Annotated in this window: 18 protein-coding genes; 10 read left to right on the forward strand and 8 right to left on the reverse strand. The window is 72.2% G+C overall.

The features are described 5' to 3' along the window. The first annotated feature begins 186 nt into the window (after positions 1-186). The 4 genes from ACFWEJ_RS13430 (at position 187) to ACFWEJ_RS13445 (ending at position 3747) form a co-directional block, all read left to right on the forward strand. Positions 187-729 carry a DUF6879 family protein gene (locus tag ACFWEJ_RS13430; protein WP_377229697.1) on the forward strand — a complete coding sequence of 181 codons (543 nt, stop codon included), beginning with the start codon at positions 187-189 and terminating at the stop codon, positions 727-729. Positions 730-1075: 346 nt separating this feature from the next. Then, complete coding sequence (locus ACFWEJ_RS13435) at positions 1076-1642, forward strand: TIGR02452 family protein (protein WP_377229714.1); 567 nt, start codon at positions 1076-1078, stop codon at positions 1640-1642. 488 nt (positions 1643-2130) lie between these two features. After that, a complete protein-coding gene (locus ACFWEJ_RS13440) occupies positions 2131-3207 on the forward strand; it encodes a hypothetical protein (RefSeq protein ID WP_377229698.1) in 1077 nt (358 codons plus the stop codon). A gap of 90 nt (positions 3208-3297) precedes the next feature. Then, positions 3298-3747 (forward strand): SRPBCC domain-containing protein, encoded by a 450-nt coding sequence (locus ACFWEJ_RS13445; RefSeq protein ID WP_377229699.1) that lies wholly within the window; start codon positions 3298-3300, stop codon positions 3745-3747. Between the two features lie 7 nt (positions 3748-3754). On the opposite strand, the gene ACFWEJ_RS13450 is transcribed toward ACFWEJ_RS13445, so the two are convergent. The 5 genes from ACFWEJ_RS13450 to ACFWEJ_RS13470 form a co-directional block, all read right to left on the reverse strand. After that, positions 3755-4840 (reverse strand): protein kinase family protein, encoded by a 1086-nt coding sequence (locus tag ACFWEJ_RS13450; protein ID WP_377229700.1) that lies wholly within the window; start codon positions 4838-4840, stop codon positions 3755-3757. Continuing rightward, on the reverse strand, positions 4827-5339 hold the full coding sequence (locus ACFWEJ_RS13455) for an SRPBCC family protein (RefSeq protein ID WP_377229701.1): 513 nt from the start codon (positions 5337-5339) through the stop codon (positions 4827-4829). The genes ACFWEJ_RS13450 and ACFWEJ_RS13455 overlap by 14 nt, the downstream gene beginning before the upstream one ends. Next, the gene (locus tag ACFWEJ_RS13460) at positions 5336-5776 is read right to left on the reverse strand and encodes an ArsR/SmtB family transcription factor (RefSeq protein WP_377229702.1); all 441 of its coding nucleotides are present in this window, start codon (positions 5774-5776) and stop codon (positions 5336-5338) included. Before ACFWEJ_RS13460 ends, ACFWEJ_RS13455 begins: the two co-directional genes overlap by 4 nt. Positions 5777-5936: 160 nt before the next feature. After that, positions 5937-7508, reverse strand: coding sequence for a glycoside hydrolase family 32 protein (locus ACFWEJ_RS13465; RefSeq protein WP_377229703.1), 1572 nt, complete (start codon positions 7506-7508; stop codon positions 5937-5939). A gap of 45 nt (positions 7509-7553) precedes the next feature. After that, a complete protein-coding gene (locus ACFWEJ_RS13470; RefSeq protein WP_377229704.1) occupies positions 7554-8543 on the reverse strand; it encodes a LacI family DNA-binding transcriptional regulator in 990 nt (329 codons plus the stop codon). Between the two features lie 221 nt (positions 8544-8764). Between ACFWEJ_RS13470 and ACFWEJ_RS13475 the strand changes: the two genes are divergently transcribed. Genes ACFWEJ_RS13475 through ACFWEJ_RS13485 form a run of 3 tightly spaced genes read left to right on the forward strand, consistent with a single transcriptional unit; the run spans position 8765 to position 11984 of the window. Continuing rightward, positions 8765-10150 carry an ABC transporter substrate-binding protein gene (locus tag ACFWEJ_RS13475; protein WP_377229705.1) on the forward strand — a complete coding sequence of 462 codons (1386 nt, stop codon included), beginning with the start codon at positions 8765-8767 and terminating at the stop codon, positions 10148-10150. Next, complete coding sequence (locus tag ACFWEJ_RS13480) at positions 10147-11103, forward strand: carbohydrate ABC transporter permease (RefSeq protein WP_377229706.1); 957 nt, start codon at positions 10147-10149, stop codon at positions 11101-11103. Before ACFWEJ_RS13475 ends, ACFWEJ_RS13480 begins: the two co-directional genes overlap by 4 nt. Then, entirely contained in the window at positions 11100-11984 is an 885-nt protein-coding gene (locus ACFWEJ_RS13485) for a carbohydrate ABC transporter permease (RefSeq protein WP_377229707.1), read from the forward strand. The genes ACFWEJ_RS13480 and ACFWEJ_RS13485 overlap by 4 nt, the downstream gene beginning before the upstream one ends. Before the next feature lie 43 nt (positions 11985-12027). Here ACFWEJ_RS13485 and ACFWEJ_RS13490 read toward each other — a convergent pair whose 3' ends face one another. Further along, positions 12028-13083 (reverse strand): LacI family DNA-binding transcriptional regulator, encoded by a 1056-nt coding sequence (locus tag ACFWEJ_RS13490; RefSeq protein WP_377229708.1) that lies wholly within the window; start codon positions 13081-13083, stop codon positions 12028-12030. 154 nt (positions 13084-13237) lie between these two features. Here ACFWEJ_RS13490 and ACFWEJ_RS13495 point away from each other — a divergent pair, with 154 nt between their 5' ends. Continuing rightward, positions 13238-16162, forward strand: a complete 2925-nt coding sequence (locus ACFWEJ_RS13495; RefSeq protein ID WP_377229709.1) for a CBM35 domain-containing protein — start codon at positions 13238-13240, stop codon at positions 16160-16162. 102 nt (positions 16163-16264) lie between these two features. Here ACFWEJ_RS13495 and ACFWEJ_RS13500 read toward each other — a convergent pair whose 3' ends face one another. Continuing rightward, positions 16265-18028, reverse strand: a complete 1764-nt coding sequence (locus tag ACFWEJ_RS13500; RefSeq protein ID WP_377229710.1) for a sulfatase-like hydrolase/transferase — start codon at positions 18026-18028, stop codon at positions 16265-16267. A gap of 154 nt (positions 18029-18182) precedes the next feature. Here ACFWEJ_RS13500 and ACFWEJ_RS13505 point away from each other — a divergent pair, with 154 nt between their 5' ends. Then, positions 18183-19187, forward strand: coding sequence for a LacI family DNA-binding transcriptional regulator (locus ACFWEJ_RS13505; protein WP_377229711.1), 1005 nt, complete (start codon positions 18183-18185; stop codon positions 19185-19187). Positions 19188-19298: 111 nt separating this feature from the next. Here ACFWEJ_RS13505 and ACFWEJ_RS13510 read toward each other — a convergent pair whose 3' ends face one another. After that, positions 19299-21251, reverse strand: a complete 1953-nt coding sequence (locus tag ACFWEJ_RS13510; protein WP_377229712.1) for an ABC transporter ATP-binding protein — start codon at positions 21249-21251, stop codon at positions 19299-19301. 129 nt (positions 21252-21380) lie between these two features. Here ACFWEJ_RS13510 and ACFWEJ_RS13515 point away from each other — a divergent pair, with 129 nt between their 5' ends. Next, positions 21381-21944: a TetR/AcrR family transcriptional regulator gene (locus ACFWEJ_RS13515; protein ID WP_377229713.1), complete on the forward strand. Its 564-nt coding sequence runs from the start codon at positions 21381-21383 to the stop codon at positions 21942-21944. The last annotated feature ends 30 nt before the right edge of the window (positions 21945-21974 follow it).

Raw genomic sequence — 21974 nt, forward strand, 5'->3', positions numbered from 1 at the left:
GTCATTGGGCCTGAAATCACGCTGATTTCGGGCCCAATGACGGGGTAGAAGCGCACATCCCCGCGCACGCGATACCGTTCGGCGAGTCAGATTTTCCCGTTCCGACGAGCTGAGAATCTTGACACGACACTCCGCCGGTCGGAAACATTAACTGCGACGCGGATCTACGACCACAAGGAAGACTCGATGCAGGCCATCTCCATGCTCAAAGGCCTGGCTTTCGGCCGCCTTTTCGAGACGTTCGAACGGAGTGCCTTTCGGTTGGAGACCCTGGCCGAGTACGACGTCGAGGACGAGCCGGAGGAGATGGCCCGGTTCCTCGCGGGCAAGGACATGGGGCCTCACTGGCTCGACAATCCCTGGGTCCGCTCGATGACGAACAAGGGCAAGGCGATCTCTCGCGTCCATGTCCTGCGGTCTCCGCTGACGGATTATCTGCGCTACGAGCTGTCCACGTACCCCGGAAACATCAGGGCCGGCGAGTCGATCGGGATCATCGACCTGGCCGACCAGCAGGTGACCGGCCTGCCCGATCACGACTTCTGGATCTTCGACGACCGCACCGTCTACCGAATGCACTACACGGCCGACGGAAAGTTCCTCGGCGGCGAGCTCCTGCCCGAGGAACGGCTCCAGGAATACCTGGCATGGCGAGATCTGGCACTGACCCATGCCGTGCCGTTCGCCTCCTACTGGGAGCGAAAACTCATGACCACAGATCCCGTCTGAAATACCTCGCGGACCTCCCCCGACCCACCAGCTCGCAGACAAATTGATTGACCGGCTCCGTTTCCGGCGGCCACGATTGCGGCCGTGACCTCGTCGAACAGGAGCCGGGACCGGTTCCGCACCCTCGCGGCCGAGACCATGGACGCCGTCCGCGCCGGAAGCTACAGCGCACACGGACAGCGCGTCGACATCGCCGACCAGGTCGTGACCGCCGTCGCGGAGACGCGCCTGATCCTCCCCGACACACCGGTACTCGAGGGCGCCGCCTGGTCCGGCCCCACCACGGTCGAGGTGCGACGAGTCCAGCCTCGCGGCGGCCCGGCGTCTCGGCCCGGGCACCGCCTGCCTGGTCTTCGCCTCCGCACGCAACCCGGGCGGCGGGTTCCTCAACGGCGCCCAGGCCCAGGAGGAGGCGATCGCGCGCAGCTCCGCGCTGTACGCGACCCAGACCACCGTGCCCGAGTTCTACGAGCACCACCGCCGCGAGACGTCCCTGCTCTACAGCGACCGGGTCATCCTCTCCCCCGACGTCCCTGTCATCCGGGACGACGACGGCGCCCTGCTCGCCGAGCCGTACCCGGTCACCTTCCTGACGGCGGCGGCGCCGAACCGCTCCGCGATCGAGCGCAACCAGCCGACCGCGGTGGGCGAGGTCACGGCCACCCTGGCCCGCCGGGCCGTACGGGTGCTCGACGTTGCCGCCGCCCACGGCAGCCGCCGGATCGTCCTCGGCGCGTGGGGCTGCGGGGTGTTCGGCAACGACCCCGCCGACGTCGCGTCCGCGTTCGCCGAGGCGCTGGCCGAGCGGCCAAGGTTCGAGCACGTCGCGTTCGCGATCCTCGACTCGCGACCGGGGCAGCCGGTGCTCGGTGCTTTCAAGGGGCGCCTGCAGACCTCGGTGGCCCGGCCGTGAGTCCCGCGCTCGTGCGCCGCGCTGTCTACTCCACGGTGATCACGTCCGGCATCGCCAGGGTCGTCCACGAAGTCCGGCACCCATCCCGTGCCTGAGCGGTCGTGCTCCCGCAGGTCCTCCACCACCGGAACGTCCCGCCCGGTCAGCAGGAACGCCGTGCGCGCTGCCTTCGGCTCGGGCGAGGTGAACCAGACGGCGTCGTCCGGCCACGGCGCCCGCGCCGCCAGGTCCGCGATCTGGTGCTCGTGCTCAGGGTCCAGGACCCACGTCAACGCCGGGACGGTTGGGTCGAGGATCGGGCGGCCGTGCCGGACCAGGTAGAGAACCACCGCGCAAGGCTATGCCGCGCTCCCGAGTCCATGGTCTTCCCGCGCCAGCCGGCCAGGCGCAATCGATCCCAACGGATCATCCTGTTCGGGTGACACCGACGCAGCGGCCTTCCCACATGCTCGTCCCAGGCCCAGCGGCGACCAGGCAGGAGAACCGACATGAGTGAGCCGACACCGATCAACCGCATCTTCCGTCGCCCCGCCGACACCACGGAGTCACGCGAGTCGTCGGCGCTGCTCGCCGGCGCGGTCGCCTTCGTGCTCGGGGTGCTCGTCGGGCTCGTCGTGTTCCAGGGTCGCGACGTGCCCATCTCCGGACGCGGCTCGGTCGGCGACTTCGCCGCGATCGGCGGAGCGCTGGTCGCGATCGCGGCGGTCCTCTTCGGCTGTGTGTCGCGGCGCGGCCAGATCCGGCGCGAAGCAGCCGACGACAGAGAACGCCCCCGGCTGCGCTGGTTCGACGTCGCCGCACTTGCCCTGGCGCACGCCGTCATCGCGCTGCTGGGGTGGATCGGGCTCGCATCGATCGTGAGCAGGAGCTTCGTCGGAGCGACCGCCTATCCGACGTCGGCCGCGGTGCTCGCCGGTGTGGCCCTGGCCGTGACCACCTACCTGACGTTCCTCTCCGCCGTGAACCTCACCCCGATGACGCTCTCGCTCGTCCTGGCGGTCTTCCTCACCGTCGGCGCCTTCGCCAGCATGCTCAGCGCCACCGACCCGTTGTGGTGGCAGGAGAACCTCAGCGCCCTCGGGATGACCGACGACATCTCCGCCATGGCGTTCAACCTGACCCTCATCGTCGCCGGCGTCATGGTCACGACCATCGCGCACTACGCGACCGCGTACCTCCCGCACTCGACGCCCGCGGAGGTGCGGGGCCGCGGCCGCGTCCGGACGGCGCTCGTACTCATCGGCATTCTCCTGGCGTGCGTGGGGATCTTCCCCGTCGACGAGTTCCTGGCCGTGCACAACACGTCCGCCACCGGAATGGTCGTCGTGTACATCGCGCTTGTCGTGAGCCTTCGTCGCCTGCTCCCGTCGATGCCGCGGGTGTTCGTCCTGCTCGGCTACACCTACGTCGCGGTCATCGTGGTCCTGGCGGTCTTCTTCATCACCGGGTACTACAACCTGACGGCCGTCGAGCTGGTCGCGGCCATCCTCATCTTCAGCTGGATCATCGTGTTCCTGCGCAACACCGGTGCGGTCGAGAAGGATGTCCAACCCGGCGGTCTGTGACACACCGTGCGCCCCGCCGATTCCCGGGCACGATAGGGATGCCGACCGACACGCTACGGTCAGATCCGAGAACCAGCACGGAGGACAGCGATGAGCATCGAGACCCCGCGTCACACCGCCACGGCGACCACCCACATCGCCGAGCCACCCGGGCGGGTCTGGGCCGAGCTCACCCACCCCGGGGCGCGGTGGATGCTGGGCGCCAACGTCGAGACCGACTACCAGCCGGGCAGCCCGATCGTCTTCGAGGGCCACTTCTTCGGCCGGGTCTTCGCCGACAAGGGCACCGTCATCGCCGTCGACCGCCCGCGGCTGCTGCACTTCACGCACTTCGCGCCGCTCAGCGGGCTCGCGGACGTCCCCGAGAACTACCACGAGATCCGGATCGAGCTCACGCCCGACGACGGCGGCACGCGCGTCACCGTGACCCAGGAGAACATCGACACCGCGCAGCACGCGACCGCCTCCGAGGGGCACTGGAAGGACGCGCTGGCCACGCTCGCCCACCGCGACGACGGGTCGGGCCCGACCCACTGGTGAGCCCGGCCTACCCCGCCCGCCCGATCCGGTCCCGCCCGATCCGGCGGACCGCCTCCAGCGGGTACGGCGTCTCCCGGCTCTCCCGCTGGAACGCGCGGTAGAAGTCCCCGACCACGGCGGCGACCGGCCCGTGCCGGAGCAGCGCCGCCGCGAGCGCCGCCGGAACTCCCTCGGGCGGCACGCCCTCGGCGCACGAACGGACGAAAGCCCTGCGCCCCTCGGGTCCGAACCCGTACAGCGCGACGGCGAGCCAGTTCACCAGGTGCGTGGCGGCGTAGTACCGGTCGTAGTCCTGATGGTCGTCGAAGAATGCCGACTCGTCCGGGGTGAGCTCGAAGCCGGAGGAGATCGCCAGGCCGTAGTCGGCGAAGTAGAGCCGGTCGCCGTCGGTCAGGATGTTCTGGAAGTGGGCGTCGAAGTGCAGCAGCCCGCGGGCGTTCATGAACGCGATGCCGGCCGCCAGCTCGCCCTCCACCAGGGCGCAGGCCCGCTCGGCGGCCTCGTCCCTGGCCTTGACCTGGACGTCGAGCCAGTCGTGCAGGTTCTGCGGGATGTACTCCAGGAACAGCACGAGGCTCGCCGAGGACTGCTGCACGGCCTCGATCCGGTGCCGGATCTCGGGCCCGCCGCCCCAGTAGGCGACGGCGTGGTCGACGTCGGCCAGCTCCTCGGGGAGCGGCTGGCCGGCGTCGGGCAGCTCCCGCCAGTGGTACATCAGGGGGAAGCCCTCGTACTCCCCGGCGAGCACCCAGTCCGTCGTCATGACCTGCGCGGCCAGCTCCCGCCAGGCGCCGAAGCCCGGGCCGCCGATGATTCCGACGCCGTAGTGGCAGAAGTCCGGCAGCCCGAACAGGTTCGCCGTCGAGCCGACGTTCTCCGGACGCCGTTCGAGGTCGGTGAGCCGCACCTGCTTGACGAACACCGGCGTGCCCTCGATATCCAGCAGCACGGTCGCGCCGCCGATGCCGGAACCGATCGGCGTCCCGGCGTCGACGAGCTCGCGCAGCCTGCGGTCGCTGCACCGCGACAAGGCCGTGGACACGGCCTCGTGGGCGGCCAGCCGGGCGCCGCGCGACCGGTCAGGGCTCGTCAACTGCGCCGCCCGGCACGAGCGCGGCGTAGCCCGTGCTCATCGGCATGTAGTCGGTGTCGAAGCCGGCGAGCGTCGGCGGTTCGCCGCCCTCGATCGCGGCGACGAGGCGGTCCAGGTACCACTCCCAGCCCGGCCCCGTCTCCGGGAGGGTCTTGGGGTCGAGCTCCTTCTGCCGCAGGGTCAGCGTGGTGCCGCCGTCCACCTCCGCGAGCTCGGCGCTGAGCCGCCAGTTCCCGAACTCGTCCTCGGCGCTGACGGCGAGCAGCCGCGGCGGCTCGCACGCGTCGACGCGAAACTCGGCCGGTGCGCCGGGCTCGGCCTCCGCGTTCATGGTCACCAGCACGCGGCCCGACGACGGGTCGCCGGTCCACGTGCCGAACCACCGGGCCAGCCGTTCCGACTCAGTGACGCTCGCCCACACGTCGTCGATCGGGACGCCGAACCGGCGCACCAGCACCAGCGTCCGGCCGTCGTCCTCCAGGGTTCCGGTCAGGTTCATGCGATCCGCTCCTTCGCGCTCGTGCCTGAGGTGGTCGTGCCTGCGGTGGACGTTGCTTTCGAGGCGGACGCCGCTTCCGAGGCCGACGCCGCTCCCCGGGCCGACGCGGCCCGACGGCGGTCCCGCGCTGCCCGGCGCACCTCGGTACCCAGCGCGTCGAGGTGCCCCGCCGTGATCGGCGCCGGCCGCGCGGCGAGCGCCGCCAGCAGCGCACTCACCTCCGACAGCGGACCGGGTTCGAGCACGTACCGCCGCTCCCGGCCGTCGTCGGTCCCCCGCACCAGGCCGGCGTCGCTCAGCACCCGCAGGTGCTTGCTGATCGCCGGACGCGACACCGCGTGCTCGGCCGCGAGGTCCACCACGCGCGCCGGGCCGTCCGCGAGCCGCAGCAGCAGCTCGCGGCGGATCGGATCAGCGATGGCCCCGAAGACGTCCACGCCCCAATGGTAACCGCTGGGTTACCAATTTTCGAGCGGCCCACCGCACCGGACCGGCGCCTCGGGGCAACGCCGACGCCCCTGAGGAGGTAACGCTGAGCTAGCAATGTTTGCTCAGCGTTACCCCCTCAGCGGAGTAGTCCTTGCCCGCCAGAAGGGCTCAGTCACTCGTGCCCTCAGGAACGAGGTCGGCCACCCGCACATCTACCACGGCATCCCCGCCCTCGGCGAAGGCCTCGACACCCACCGCACCAGGTCCCGGGAAGACCAGCTCGCTGATCGCGACCTCGCCGTCGTTCACGAGCACCTCCACGCTCATGGAGTCGGTCAGCACGTCGAGCGCGAGCGCGCCGTCGACCAGCCGCACGGGCACCCGGCGGGGCGTAGCGAACCCCTCGTGCGCGACAACCCCCGACGCCGAGCGGTCGAGCACCAGCTCGCCCGTCGTCCGGTCGTAGCCGATGCGCGTGCCGCACGAGTCCCCCACCAGTACGCGGATCCCCGCGAGCGACGCGGATCCCGGCACGATCCGGGCCCGCACCCGCTGCTGAGGCCCGCCGCCCCGGCCGACGACGACAGTCGCCGTGCCGTTGGGTGCAGCACCCTCCCCAGCAGCAACCTCGGCCGCCGCACCGACCCGCACGCCGTCGGCCACCGCCACCTCCCGCTCGACCCGGCCGATCTCCGGCGAGAACCGGCTGACCAGCCGCGGGACGCCGTCGACCGCGCGCAGGCCGAGGTCCCGTGGCGCCGACATGATGCCCTGCCAGGGCGAGGTCGGCGCCCGGAACGCCTGGCCCATCCAGCCGATCAGCACCCGGCGGTCCGCCGGCTCACCCGTCAACCCGACGCCGCCTGGCTCACCCGCCAACCCGTTGAACGACGCCGCGGCGTAGAAGTCGGCGCCGTGGTCGACCCGGCCAGTGGGGACGGCAACGTCCTCGACGAACCGCTCGCCGTCGAAGTCCCCGACCACGTAGTGCTGCCCGGGGCCGCCGGTGCTGAGCACCAGCACCCACCGCACGCATCCCTCGCCGCCGTCGCCGGCAACGCCGCCGCCACCCTCCACGACCAGCGGGAACAGGTCCGGGCACTCCCACATCTCCGGCAGCCGCGCGCTCTCGAACGTGCTCGCGGTGCGCCACCGCAGCAGGTCGCCCGAGACGTTCACGACCAGCCGGGAGGCGTCGGCGTCCACGGCCACCATCACCCAGTGCCCGCCCTCCGGCGCGCCGAACCAGAACACCTTGGGGTCGCGATAGTCGGTGCGACCTCGGTCGTGCACGGGGTTGCCCGCGTACTTCTCCCAGCTCTGCCCGCCGTCGGCGGAGAAGGCAACCGACTGCGCCTGGTTGCCCCCGTGCACCGGGTGATCGCGGTAGGCGCTGGTGTAGATCGCGACGAGCGGCCCGTCCCCCACGACACCGGTCCCCGCAGCACCCAGCCCCGAGGTGTTCGCCGCGTCGACCACGGCGGAGCCCGAGAAGATCATCTCGTGCTCGGTCGCGGGGATCGCCACCGGATGCTCGGTCCAGGTCAGCAGGTCCGACGACGTCGCGTGCCCCCAGGCGATGTCGCCCCACTCCGGGCCGCCCGGGTTGTGCTGGAAGAACAGGTGATAGGTGCCGTCGTGGAAGAGCAGGCCGTTGGGGTCGTTCATCCAGTTCCGGGCCGGCGAGAAGTGCAGGCGCGGGCGGTAGGGCTCGGTGACGACGGGTTCGCTCGTGGGCATGGACGCTGAGGCTAATCAGCGTCCATGCGGGTCGTCAATAGGTATTTATCGGGGGCGCGCGGTCGACTCCCGGACCACGAGCGGGCAGTCGACCATCTCCGCGTGCGGCGTCCCGGCCGGGTCCTTCATGAGCAGTTCGGCCGCGCGCAGGCCCATCTCGCGGTGCGGCAGGCGCACCGTCGTCAGGGCCGGGTGGATCGCGTCGGCCAGCGCCTCCTGGTCGTCGTAGCCGACGATGCTCACGTCGTCCGGCACGCGCAGGCCGCGCTCGTGCAGCGCGAGGAGGGCGCCGAGCGCCATCTGGTCGTTGCCGCAGATCAGGGCGGTCGGCCGGCCGGCGTCGAACAGCTCGTCGGCGAGCCGGTAGCCCGACCGGGAGCCGTAGTCGCCGTTCCGGCGCACCACGCGGGCGGGATCGACGCCGGCCGCGCGCAGGGCGTCGTCGAGCCCCGCCTCACGCTCCCCGGCGGCGAAGTCGTCAGCAGGGCCGCCCAGGAACGCGATGTCGCGGTGCCCCAGGTCGAGCAGGTGGGCCGCGGCCCGCCGTCCGCCCTCGCGGTCGTCCGGCAGCACTGTCCCCTCCCCCGTGCCGCCCGACTCCGGCCAGCACCCGACGAACAGCTCCCGCGTCTCGCCCAGCGCGCGGTTCACGGTCACGGGGCCGGTGCCCGCGGAGGCGTGCACGATGCCGGTCACCCCGCGGTCCAGCAGGTCGGCCACGGCCTCGTCGCCGTCGTGCCCCTCCACGTCGATCACCATGCAGACGTGCCCCGCGGCCCGCGCCGCGCTCTGCATCCCGGCGAGCAGCGCGCCGGCGAACGGGTGGGACGCGACGCCGTAGGAGACCACGCCGAGCGTCGTCGACCGGTTCAGGCGAAGCTCCTGCGCGCGCCGGTTCAGGCGGTAGCCGAGCGACCGGGCCGCCTCCAGGATGCGCTCGCGCGTCTCGGCCGCCACCGGGATGTCGCGCCGGTCGTTGAGCACGAACGAGACGGTCGACTGCGAGACCCCCGCGGCACGGGCCACGTCGTTCATCGTCGGCCGGCTAACCTTCGCCGGCGTCCCGGCCCTCGCCGGCCCGCCGGCAGTCCCCGCCACGCCCACCTTCGACCCTGCCCCTGGCACTTCTGTCATCGGTACCTCCCGCGTGCAGACTACCGTCGCCCGAATCGGTCAATACCTATTGACGACGCCGTGACGGCTCTGCTTCACTCATCGCCCAATAGGAATTGACCACCTCAGAGAGGAGGGGACGGATGCCATTGCCGCCACTGTCCCGACGGTCGCTGCTCCGGGCCGGGGGTGTCGGACTCGCGCTCGCCGCGACGACAGCCCTGGCCTCGTGCGCACCGCCGTCGGACCCGAAAGCCCTGAAGATCGCGTTCTTCGGGGACCAGAGCGGGGCGGACGAGCTGCGCGCTCGGCTGGAGGAGCCGGTCCGCGCGCTCGACCCGACCATCCGGCTGGAGATCAACGCGACGCCGGGCACCGACTGGAACGAGTTCTTCGCCAAGCTGCTCACCCAGATCGCCGCGGGCAGCCGCCCCGACATCGTGAGCGTCGCCACCGAGGGCGTCCAGCTCATGGCGGGGCGCGGCCTGGCCGCACCGCTGGACGACCTCGTCAAGCGCGACCTGGACGAGCTGCGGGACTACTTCGACGATGTCTCCCCCGCGCTGGTCGAGGCGATGATGTACGACGGCAGCCTGTTCCTGCTGCCGCTCGACTACAACGCCGGGAACATGTACTACAGCCCGCTCCTGTTCGAGCAGGCGGGCCTCGACCTGCCCGACCCGCACTGGACCGTCGACGACTTCTACGACGCCGGCCGCGCGATGGCCCGCATCCCCGACATCAACGCCTACGACTGGGTCGTGCGGCTGTGGGGCAGCTGGACCTCGTTCCTCTATGCGAACGACGGCAACCTGCTGGCCGAGGGCCGCGCGCCCGGCGGCGAGTGGCTGTGGGACGCCGCGTACGCGGGCAACCCCGCGGCCGTGGGACGTGGCGGCGGCTGGGCCTGGGGCGACCCCGTGGCCAACTCCCCGGCCGCGGTCGAGGCCCTGGAGCTCATGATCGAGCTGCGCAAGGAGGGCATCGCGCCCTCGCCCGACGTCGGCGGCGGCCAGACCTCGCAGGCCCTGTTCGCCGCGGGCCGGGTCGGGATGAGCGTCGGCGGCGGTTTCTGGGCCGGCGGCCTGCACAACGCCGGCATGGCGCCGGGCTCGTTCGACGTGCAGTACTTCCCACGCTGGAAGTCGCAGCGGCACCTGTTCGGCACCGCCGGATACGCGATCCTGGAGACCTCCGACAAGAAGGACCTGGCCTGGGAGGTCGTCAAGCGGCTCACCTTCCCGGACGCGTTCGACGTGCTCTTCCCCGGCAACGTGACCACGCCCGCGCGGCAGTCCCTGTCCACGGCGAAGCGGTACGAGAGCACCGGCCCCGAGCACTGGGACGTCTTCAGCACCACGCTCACCGAGTTCCCGGAGACGGCGCCGATCCCGGCCCCCATCTACTTCAACGCCCTGTCCACCGCACTCAACCAGCGCACCACCGAGGCCATCGCCACCGGTGACGCGCGGGCCGCCCTCGACGGGCTCCAGATCGACCTGGAGACGGCAGCGGGAGGGGTCGGATGAGCGCCGTCGCGCCCACCCGGCGTCCCGCGCCCGCCCGGCCCGCCGACCTCGTCCGGCGCACCCCCGCCGCGCGCCGCAGCCGCCGGGCGGAGGCCGCGTTCGGCTTCGGCATGATCGGCCTGGCCGGGGCGGCGATCCTGCTGTTCACGATCGGGCCGATCCTGGCCTCGTTCGGCCTGTCGTTCTTCGCCTGGGACGTCATCACGCCGCCACGGTTCGTGGGCCTGGACAACTACGCCGCGATCGGCAGCGACCAGCGCGTCGTGCACTCCTTCGGCGTCACGCTGGTCCTGGCCTTCTCGATCGTGGTGCTCCAGGTCGCGATCGGGCTGTTCCTGGCCCTGCTCGTGGACCAGCGCCGCCAGGCCTCGACCAAGGCCGTGTTCCGCACGGTGCTCTACCTGCCGCTGCTGGCGTCCACGGCCGCCGTCTCGATCTTCATGACGTACATGTTCAACGAGCGGTTCGGCGTCGTGAACTACTACCTGCGCCTGCTGGGCGGCAGCGGCGTGCCGTGGCTGACCAGCGACGCCGGCGCGGTCGTGACCATCGTCTTCGTCGCGGTCTGGCAGTCGGTCGGGTTCACGTTCGTGCTGTTCGTCGCCGCCCTGGCCGGGCTGCCCCGCGACGTCATGGAGGCCGCCGAGATCGACGGCGCCGGGCCGGTGCGCTCGCTGCTGCGGATCAAGTTGCCGCTGATCAGCCCGACGGTCTTCTTCGCCTGCGTGATCGGCCTGATCAACGCGATGCAGCTCTTCGACCAGGCCTTCATCATGACCAAGGGCGGGCCCGGCACGGCCACCACGACCATCACGATGGTCATCTACCAGACGGCGTTCCAGAACCTGCAGTTCGGGTACGGCTCGGCCATCTCCATGGTGCTCTTCGCGGCGCTCCTCGCGCTCACCGGACTGCAGTTCACTCTCTCCCGGAGGCTGGTGTTCTACTCGTGACCGCTCCCTCGATCTCCCGACCGGCCCAGGTCTCCCGACCGGCCCTCTCCCGGTCCTCCCTGACCCGCCGGATCGGCCGCGGCGTCGGCCTCGTCGTCCTGGTCCTGGCCGCGATGGTCGCCTTCGGGCCGCTGCTCTGGACGCTGACGACGTCGCTCCGCGAACCCGCCGAGTCCTTCACCAACCCGCCGGTCTGGCTGCCGCTGGACCCCGACTTCTCCAACTACGCCGCGGTGTTCTCGCAGGTCTCGCTCGGGCGGTTCTTCCTGAACAGCGTGATCGTCACCGGCCTCATCGTCGGCGCGCAGATCATCACCTGCACGCTGAGCGGGTACGCCTTCGCCATGGTGCGCTTCCCGGGGCGCGGCGCGATCTTCGCGCTGTTCCTGGCCACCATGATGGTGCCCGTCCAGACCACGATCATCCCGGTGTTCGTGCTGATCAGCCGCATGGGGCTGTCCGACAGCCTGGCCTCGCTGATCCTCCCGGCCATCGGCAGCGCGTTCGGCACGTTCCTGATGCGGCAGTACTTCCTGCAGATGCCCGTGGAGCTCGGCGAGGCGGCGCGGGTGGACGGCGCCTCCCGGTTCCAGGTGTTCCGCCTGATCTACGCCCCGATGGCGACGCCGGCCATGGCCACGCTCGCGATCCTCGCGTTCACCGGGTTCTGGGCGGAGTTCTACCGGCCGCTGATCTTCCTGCAGTCGCAGGAGAACTTCACGCTGCCGCTCGGGCTCGTCACCCTCCAGGGCACCTTCGGCACGGGCAGCATCTCGGTGGTGCTGGCGGGCGTGATCCTGTCCATGATCCCGAGCGTGATCCTCTTCGTCGTCGCCCAGCGCCGGTTCGTCGAGGGCATCACCGCGGGCTCCTTCCGCTGACCGGCCGGGTCTCCCCGCGGGGCGTCGTCGGACGACGGCGGCGTCACCTCCGGGGAGGCCCGACCGAACCGCGCTCGACCAGGTGGACGTCGAGCGAGACGGGCTCGCGGGGGCCCTTGCTCTGCGCGGACCCGGGCGCGGCCTCCGCGGGATCGATCTCCGCCGGCTCGATCTCTTCGAGGATGATGCGCGACGCCTCGGCGACCTTGGCCGCCATGTCCTGCGCGACCGTCGTCAGGCCCGGGGTCGTGTACCGGGCGAAGTCGAGGTCGTCGAACCCGATCACGGACACGTCGCCGGGCACCGACCCGCCCGCCTCGACGATGCCCGCCATGATCCCGACGGCGAGGTGGTCAGCGGTGGCGAACACCGCGGTCACCCCAGGGTGGTCGCGGCGCAGCCGGAGGCCGAGGCGGCGGCCGTCCTCGAACGAGGTCAGCACCTCCACCGCCTCGATCGCCCGCGGGGCGAGCCCCGCCGCCAGGCAGGCCTCGCGGAAGCCCGCCCACCGCTGGCCCACCACGCCGAGGCCCTGGTAGGGCGGCCCGGCGAACAGGACGTGCCGGTGCCCGGCGTCGGCCAGGCGCGCGCCGGCGAGGCGGCCGCCCGCGTGGTCGTCGCTGCGCACACCGATGGTGCGCGGGTTCGCGGAGTAGCTGTCGATGGCGACGACCGGCACGGCGTCGACCCGGAGCCGGTCGATCTGCTCGTCGGTGAACTCGACCAGCACCACGCCGTCGAGCGACCAGCCGCGCACGGTCTGCGCCACCTGGTCCTCGTGCTCGATGCCGCGCAGCAGCACGTGGTAGCCGCGGTGGCGCAGGTGGGTCTCCATGCCGCCGACGACGGCGACGGTGTGCGGGCTGACCAGCAGGCTGTTGTTCTCCCCCACCGGGACGAGCGCCGCCACGATGTGCGAGCTGTTCGCCGCGAGGCTGCGGGCCGGGATGTTGGGCACGTAGCCGAGCCGGGCGGCGATGCCGAGGACCCGCTCGATGGTGGCGGGCGAGACGCGGGCGCGCTTGCCGTTCATGACGTTCGAGACGGTCATGACGCTGACGCCGGCCTCGTGCGCGATGTCGCTCAGTCGCGTGGTCACGCGCACCTCCCCGTCGGCTTCCGGCTCCAGCCGCATCTTAGGTGGCCCTTGACCGGACGGTCGGCGTGCCCGTACCGTTCCAGCGAAGTTTACCGCTAAACCTCGTCGTTCATCGACGACACAGCACGTGCGCATCCCGGTCGAAGGAGATCTCATGCCGCGCAGAACTGACACCCGCACGTCCCCCGCCTGGCGCAGACGCCTGGCCCTGCTGGCGGCCCTCGCGGTCGCCGGCTCCGCCCTCGTGACCGCGACCGCGGCCCCGGCGGGCGCCGCGACCACCCGCTACCAGGCCGAGCAGGCCGCCCTGACCGGCGGCGCCGTCGTCGCGACCGAGCACGCCGGGTACACCGGCTCCGGCTTCGTGGGCGGCTTCACCGACGGCAACAAGGGTTCCGCGACCAGCACGTTCACCGTGACAGCGGCGACGTCCGGCCCGCACACGCTGGCCCTGCGCTACGCCAACGGCACCGGCTCGGCCAAGACCCTCACGCTCCTGGTCGACGGCGCCGCCCAGCAGGTCACGCTCCCGGCGACGGCGGGCTGGACCACCTGGGCCACGCAGAGCACGGCCGTCACGCTGGCCGCCGGCAACCACTCGGTCGCCTACCGGTTCGGCTCCGCCGACTCCGGCAACGTGAACCTCGACGCCCTCGACGTCAGCGACTCGGGCGGCTCCACCGGCGCCGACTACGGCCCCGGGCCGACGTTCGAGGCGGAGTCCGCGACGCTCGCGGGCGGCGCCGTCACCGCCACGGACCACACCGGCTTCTCCGGCAGCGGGTTCGTCGGCGGGTTCACGGACGGCAACGCCGGCTCGGCGTCGGTCACGTTCAAGGTGCAGGTCGCCGCGGCGGGAGCCAAGGACCTGACGCTCCGGTACGCCAACGGCACCGGCTCGGCGCGCACGCTCTCGCTGTACGACGGCGGCACCAGGCTCGCGCAGCTCTCCCTGCCCGCGACCGCGAGCTGGGACACGTGGGGCACCGTCACGCACACCGCGACGCTGAGCGCGGGCAACCACGACCTGCGGCTCGCCTACGCCTCCGGCGACAACGGCAACGCGAACATCGACAAGCTCGACGTCGCCGCGAACGTGCCGCCGCAGCCCGCGGGCCCGGGCGAGGCCGAGAACGCCTACCGCTCCGGGAACGCCGCAGTGGCGAGCGCCACCGGCGGCTTCACGGGCGCGGGCTACGTGGGCGGCTTCACGACGGCGGGCGCCCGCGTGCTGCGCACGGTCCAGGCGGGTTCGGCGGGCACGGCGACCGCGACGATCCGGTTCGCGACGCCCGCGGGTGCGCGCACCCTCGACCTGCTGGTCAACGGCCGGGTCACGGGCCAGGTGAGCTTCGCCGCGGGCAGCGGCTGGCGCACGGTCACGGCGAGCGTGCCGGTCCGGGCGGGGATCAACACGGTGGGCCTGCGGGCAGCGGGCTCGGGGGCCGACGTGCTGGTCGACAGCCTCGCCGTCTCGGGTGAGACGGACCTGGCCGCGCGCGGAGCGTCGACGTCGTACAGGCAGTACGAGGCCGAGGCCGGTTCCACCACCGGGACCAAGCTGACGCCGTCGCGCACGTACGGCACGGTGCAGGCGGAGTCGAGCGGCCGCAGCGCCGTCCGGCTGGACGCCGTCGGCGAGAAGGTGGACGTGAACCTCACCGCCCCGGCGAGCGGGCTGGTGGTGCGCTACTCGATCCCGGACAACGCGGCCGGCACCGGGCAGACGTCGCCGCTGGCGGTGTACGCGAACGGGACCAAGCTCAAGGACGTCGCACTGACCTCGGCGCACTCCTGGCAGTACGGCGACTACCCGTTCCACAACGACCCGTCGCTGGGCGGCGCCCACCGGTTCTACGACGAGCTCCGGTTCGAGATCCCCGAGCAGGCGGCCGGCACGGTCCTGACGCTGCAGAAGGACTCGGGCGCCGTGGCGTTCATCGACATCGACCTCGTCGAGGCCGAACGGGTCGCTCCGGCGCTCACCGCGCCGTCGGGCGCCGTCTCGATCACGGCGCACGGCGCGACGTCGGGCGGCGGGGACGACACGGCAGCGATCACTGCGGCCGTCGCCGCGGCGAAGGCCGCGGGCGTGCCCGTCTGGATCCCGGCCGGCACCTTCCACGTGAGCGACGCGATCCGGGTCTCGGGCGTGTCCGTGCTCGGCGCGGGCCCCTGGCACTCCGTGATCGTGGGCACCGGCCATGCGGGCGGCTTCTACGCGACCGGCGGCGGCGTGACCATCGCCGACGTCGCGATCTTCGGCTCCGCCACCGTGCGCGAGGACGCCGAGGGGCAGGCCGCCATCGAGGGCGACTTCACGAGCGAGACCCTGCTGCAGAACATCTGGGTGCAGCACACCAAGGTGGGGCTGTGGGTGCGGCCGGGCTCGCGGGACGTGCTTGCGGTCGGGCTGCGGGTGCGCGACACCTACGCCGACGGCGTGAACCTGCGGTCCGGCGTGACCAACACGCAGGTCACCCAGTCGACGTTCCGGAACACGGGCGACGACTCGCTGGCCATGTGGTCGGACGGCGCGGCCGTGAGCGGCAGCGTCTTCTCGTTCAACACCGTGCAGGCCCCGGCGCTGGCCAACGGCCTGGCCGTGTACGGCGGCGGGGGCGGCAACCGGGTCGAGGACAACCTCGTGGCCGACACCGTCAACGCGGCCGCGGGCATCGCGGTCAGCACCCGGTTCGGCGTGCCGTTCACGGGCACGACGACGGTGGCCCGCAACACGCTGACCCGCACCGGCAGCCGTGAGCCCAACTGGCCGGCCGAGCTCGGCGCGCTGTGGGTCTACGCCGACGTGCACGCCATCGACGCGCCCATCGTGATCCGCGACATGACCATCCACGACAGCACCTATGCGGGCGTGCTGATGTCGTGGCAGAAGTCGATCCAGCAGGTGAGCCTCGACCGCGTCGCGATCACCGGCTCGGGCACCTACGGCATCGAGCTGCACGCCGCGGGCAGCGCCACGTTCGCGAACACGACCGTGTCGGGCTCCGGGACGGCGGGGCTGCTGAACGACATGGGCTTCGTGCTCAACCGGCTCGGGGGCAACTCCGGGTTCTGATCGTGGTTCGCCGGTCGGCCGGCTGACGGGCGGCGGACCGCTCGGCGGCCGGCTGGCGGGTGGCAGGACGAGGCGGTCAATGCCGCGGGTCGCGGCCCGGGCTCACCTCTGGTGGGTCCGGGCCGTTCCGTCTGCGGCGTCGGCGGCGTCGGCGGCGTTGGCGTTGGCGTTGGCGTTGGCGTTGGCGTTGGCGGGCAAGGTTTCGCCGTCGCGCGGGGTGCCGTGGTCAGGCGTGGTACCGCCGTCGGGAGTGGTGCTGGTCGGCGGATTGCCGCCACCGGCGTCGAACACCCAGTTGTGCGGCGCCCGCCCGGCCGTGTACGCGCCGGTGGGCAGCTCGTCCTGCGCGCGGAGCATCCACTGCGTCAGGCGCCAGAGCAGGTCGGCGCGGTCTGCGGCGTGGTCCGGGTCGTCGAACAGGTCGTGCACCTCAGTCGGGTCGGCGGCCAGGTCGTAGAGCTCGCCGCTGCCGTCGCTGTGCACCACGAGCTTGAGGTCGCCCCGGCGCAGCATCCGCGAGCGCCCGCTCTGGGTGACGGTGTTGAGCTCGTCGAACGTTCGGCCCGCGTACGCGAAGTGCAGCGGCGGGCGGTCGTGCGCACCGTAGGTGAGCCCGCCGAAGCCGCGCTCGGCGTAGACGTCGTCGAACTCGCGGGAGGTACGCCCGCCGTCGAGCAGGAGCGGGGCGAGGCTGCGGCCGGTGACACCGTCGGGAATCGGGGCGCCGACCAGCTCGGCGAGGGTGGGCAGGAGGTCCACGATCGAGACGAGCTCGGGCCGGATGCGGGCGGCGACCGGTCCCCCGCTGAGGAAGAACGGGATGCGCATGAGCACCTCGGGCATGCCGGCGCCCTTGCGCTGCAGCCCGTACTCGGCCACGTAGTCGCCGTGGTCGCTGACCATGACCACGAGCACGTCGTCGCCGAGCGTGGCCCAGACGTGCTCCATGAGGCGGCGCACCTGGTCGTCCAGGAGACGGAGCTGGCCGCAGTAGTTGGCGCGGTAGCGGGCGCGCTCGTCGTCGTACCCGGGGCGCTTGGCCTCGGTGAGCTCCCGGAGCCAGGCCCAGTGCCCGCCCTTGGCGGCGGCGACGTCCGGGCCGTGCAGGCGGTCGGGGATCTCGTCGGTGTCCCACATGCTGAAGTAGGGCTCGGGCACCTGGTAGGGGTTGTGCGGCTCAGGGAACGAGACCCACAGGAAGGTGGGCTGGACGGCGGCGGCCCTGGTGGTGGAGCTGCCGGCCGGGTGGCCGGCCGGGCTGCCGCTCGGCGTGCCGGCGGGGTTGCCGACGTTGCCATCGGTCGGCATGGAGGCCGCCTCGGTGATCGCCTCGATCGCGTCCGACACGATGCGGTACGGGAGGGAGTCCTCCAGCGGGAACGGCGTCGGCTCGTGGGCGACGCCGTGGTCGAGCTCGTCGAGCCAGCGGTCGAACGCCTCGTGCCCGGGCGTGTGCTGCGGCCCGCCGGTGTGCCAGTAGGGCCCGCGGTAGGCGTCGAAGTCGTCGGAGCCGCGGTGCATGTGGGGCTTGCCCGCGAAGATGCGGTGGTAACCCGCATCCCCCAGCACGTCCAGCAGGTCGCGGTCGTAGCGCGCGGAGCCGGGGGTGCTGTTCTGGGTCACGCCGTGCGCGGACGGGAAGCGCCCGGTCAGGAGGCTCACGCGGGCCGGCACGCACAGCGGCGAGCTGGTGTACCCGCGCTGGAAGTCGGTGCCCCGGCGCGCGAGCTCGTCGAGGAACGGTGTCGTGTCCACCGGGAACCCGGAGCGGACCGACAGGTCGGCGCGGTGCTGGTCGGTCATGATCAGGACGATGTGCGGCGGGGCCGACGGCGCTGCCGTGCCCTGCTCCGGGTCCGCTGCCATGTCTTCCTCCTGCGAGGGCCTTGCCACGATGCAAGCCGATCGGCCGCACACTATCCAGTAGGCTTGCCGCGAGGCAAGGACGGTGTCGCTGAGCAGGCCGAACACGGTCGGTGGATGCGGCACAGCGGTTCGACGCGGACGCAAGGAGGCCACCGTGGGTCGACGCGAGGACGTCGCCCGCCTCGCGGGCGTCTCGCCGCGCACCGTGTCCAACGTGGTGAGCGGCACGGTCAACGTCGCCGCGGCCACCCGCGAGCGCGTGCTCGCCGCCATCGAGGAGCTCGACTACCGGCCGAGCGAGATCGGCCGGATGCTGCGGTCGGGCCGCACCGGCATGGCCGCGCTCGTGGTGCCCGACCTCGATAACCCCTACTTCGCGGAGCTCGCCCGCAAGCTCATCGAGGCCGCCCGGCACCACGGGTACACGGTCATGATCGAGCAGACCGACGGCGACCGGGACCGCGAGCGCGAGCTGCTCGCCCGCGCCGACACCAAGGCCGTGTTCGACGGCCTGATCGTGAGCCCGCTCGGCCTCACCGACGACGACCTGAGCAAGTCGTCGCGCACGCAGCGGCCCGTGGTGCTGCTGGGCGAGGAGCCGCACCCGGGCTTCGACCACGTGCACATCGACAACTTCGTGGCCGCGCGCGACGCCGTCGAGCACCTGCTGGCGACGGGACGGCAGCGGGTAGTTGCCGTCGGTGCGCAGCGGGCCGAGGGTTCCTCCAGCTCCCTGCGGCTGGCCGGCTTCGAGGCCGCGATGGGCGCGGCACCGGACGCCTCCGCCGACGTCGCCTACGTCGACGCGTTCACCCGGCGCGGCGGGGCCGACGCCACCCGTGCACTGCTGCGCGGGCGCACCCTGCCCGACGCCCTGTTCTGCTTCTCCGACCTGCTCGCCCTCGGTGCGCTGCGGGCGCTGCACGAGGCGGGGATCGCCGTGCCCGAGCAGGTCGCCGTGGTCGGCTTCGACGACATCGAGGACGGCCGGTACGGCACCCCCAGCCTCACGACCGTCTCGCCCGACAAGGGGGCCATCGCGCAGGCCGCCATGGACGCCCTCGTGCGACGGATCGGCGGCGACGAGCGCGACGCGGTGCGGGTCATCGCACCGCACCGGCTGATCGAGCGGGAGAGCACCGGGGCGGGCGGCGGCTAGTACAGCTAGTCACGTCCCGGCCGGCAAGTCACGCCCTGGTCGAGCGGGAGAGCACCGCGGCGGGCGGCGGCTAGTCACGCCCGGTCGGCCGGTCAGGCCCCAGTCGGCCGATCAGACCCCGGTCGGCGTAGGCACCTCCTCGCCCGGCACAGCTTCGTCCGGCACCGCGACGCTCGCGTCCAGCCGCAGGGCCGCGACCAGCTCGCGGTAGAGCTCGTCCCTCGCCAGGAGCTCGGTGTGGCGACCGGTCGCCCGGACGCGCCCGCGCTCCAGCAGCACGATCTGGTCGGCGTCCATGACAGTCGAGATCCGGTGGGCGATGGTCACCACGGCGCCGGTGCTCGCGACGTCCCGGATCGCCTCGGCCAGCGCGGCCTCGGTCAGGCCGTCGAGCTGCGCCGTGGCCTCGTCGAGCAGCAGGATCTCCGGCCGGGCCACCAGCGCCCGCGCCACCGCGACCCGCTGCCGCTCACCGCCCGAGAGCTGCGAAGCGCTCACCTCCGTGTCCAGCCCGTCGGGCAGCACCGCGACCCGTTCGGTCAGCCGCAGGGCGTCGACCGCGGCCCAGATCGCCGCGTCGGTGGCACCCGGGGCGGCGTAGGCGAGGTTCTCGCGCAGCGTGCCCGGCACGATCGGGGTGTCCTGCTCCACGTAGGCGATCCGGGACCGGATCTGGTCCGTGCTCAGCCCCCCGTAGGGACGCCCGTCGAGCTCGACGTGCCCGCCGTCCGGGTGCAGGAACCGGAGCAGGAGCGACATGATCGTCGTCTTGCCCGCCCCCGAGGGGCCGACGATCGCCGTGTGCCCGCGCCGCGGTACGTCGATGCTCACGCCGTCGAGCGCGGGCGACCTGCCGGCGTTGGCAGCGGTACCGTCCGTACCGGCACCGTCCGCCCCGGCGGCCCCCGCAGCAGTCCTGCCCGCACCGACACCGTTCGTGGCCGGGTACCGGTAGGTGACGTCGCGCAGCCGCACCAGGGGCGGCTCGGCGTCCGCACCCGCCATGGCGCCGGAGCCCTGCACCGCACCGTCCCCGCCGGCCGCCGAGGCCGCCGCGGCGTCGTCCTCCGCCTCCAGCGCCATCTCCTCGACCTCGCTGATCCGCGCGGCGGCCGCGAGGCCGGACTGCAGCGACGTCAGCGACATCGTCAGGAGCATGACGGGCATCATGAGCTGGAACACGTACAGCAGGAACGCCACGAGCGTGCTCACCGTGATGGCCTCGGTCGAGACCCGCCATGCCCCGACGCCGAGCAGCAGCATCACCGCCAGGTTGACCGCGACGCCCGTGATCGTCCAGGACACGTTCTCGAGCTTCACGGCGCGGATGCCGCTGCGCGCCGAGGCCTCGGCGTGGGCGGAGACGCGGCCGGTCTCCCGTGACTCCGCCCGGGCCGACTTCACGGTCCGCAGCGCGCGGATGACACCTTCGAGGCGACCGCCCAGCGCGCCCACGTGCTCCTGTGCCTCCTGCTGCGCGCGGGACAGCCGGGGCATGAGCGCGACCACGCTGATGCCCGCCAGGACCAGGACGGCGACCGTCACGCCGAGCAGCACGACGTCGAGGTAGGCCATGAGGACGATCGCACCCACGAGGCCGATCACGCCGTTGACGAAGTTGACCACGCTGGACGTCGTCGCCTCGCGGATGAGCAGCGTGTCGGAGGTGACGCGGGTGACCAGCTCGCCGGGCTGGCGGGCGGTCACCTCGGGGACGCGGGCGTGCAGCAGGTGGCGGACCAGGCCGGTGCGGGCCGCGAGGATGATCCGCTCGGCCAGGGTGCCGAGCATGATGCCCTGGACCAGGCCGACGACCGTCCCGGCGACGAGCAGTACGGCGAGGATCGTGATCGGGGTGGCCAGGGAGGCGGACGTCTCCAGCCCGTCGAGCACCGCCTTGGTCACCAACGGCGTCGCCAGCTCCGTCGCGGTGCCGACCGCGCCGAGGACCAGCGCCACGACGAGCACCGCCTTGTGCGGGCGGGCGTAGGCCCACAGGGCACGGATCTTGTCGCGGGTGCTCCGCTCGCCCGTCGCACCGGCCTTCAGCCGTCCGTCTGACACGTCACCGCTCCGTCCGCTCATGGCTCGCTCGTGCTGAACCGGCTCTACAGCCGTGATCCATTCTGCGACACCACTGTCGCATTCCGCAACTGGATTGTGCCACCAGGGCTGACGGCCTACCCTCGGCCTGTGACGACGACCGAGCAGAACGAGCGCGGCGCCCGCGCCCGCACGAGGTCCGCGGTGCTGGACGCGGCGGCGGCCGTGTGGGCGCACGACTTCTCGGCGTCGCTCAGCGCCATCGCCTTGCGCGCCGACGTCAGCCGCTCGACGCTGCACCGCTACTTCACCGACCGGCAGGCGCTCATCGACGCCCTGCTGCTCGACTCCCTGGCCCGGTTGGAGACGTCCGACGACGCCGCGGAGGCGGCCCTTCCCGCGATCGAGGTGCTCGAGCACTTCCTGCGCGCGGGGGTCGAGATGGGCGACCGCGTGATCTTCCTGTTCGCGGACCCGAACAGGTTCGAGGGCAACCCCCACTGGTCCGCCGACGACGGCGACGAGGAGATGCGCGCGCTCGTGGACCGGGCGCGCTCCGAGGGGGCGATCGGCGCCGGGACCCCGACGTCGTGGGCCCTCAACCTGTTCTACGCGCTGCTCTACACCGCGGCCGAGGTGAGCAACCAGGACCTGCCGCGGCACGTCGCGGCCGACCTCGCGGTGCAGTCGTTCCGGCGCAGCGTGGCGCCCTGACCCGGGCCTCGCCGAGGCGAAGCGAGGCCC

The sequence above is a fragment of the Promicromonospora sp. NPDC060204 genome (assembly GCF_042728455.1).
Lineage (GTDB): Bacteria > Actinomycetota > Actinomycetes > Actinomycetales > Cellulomonadaceae > Promicromonospora.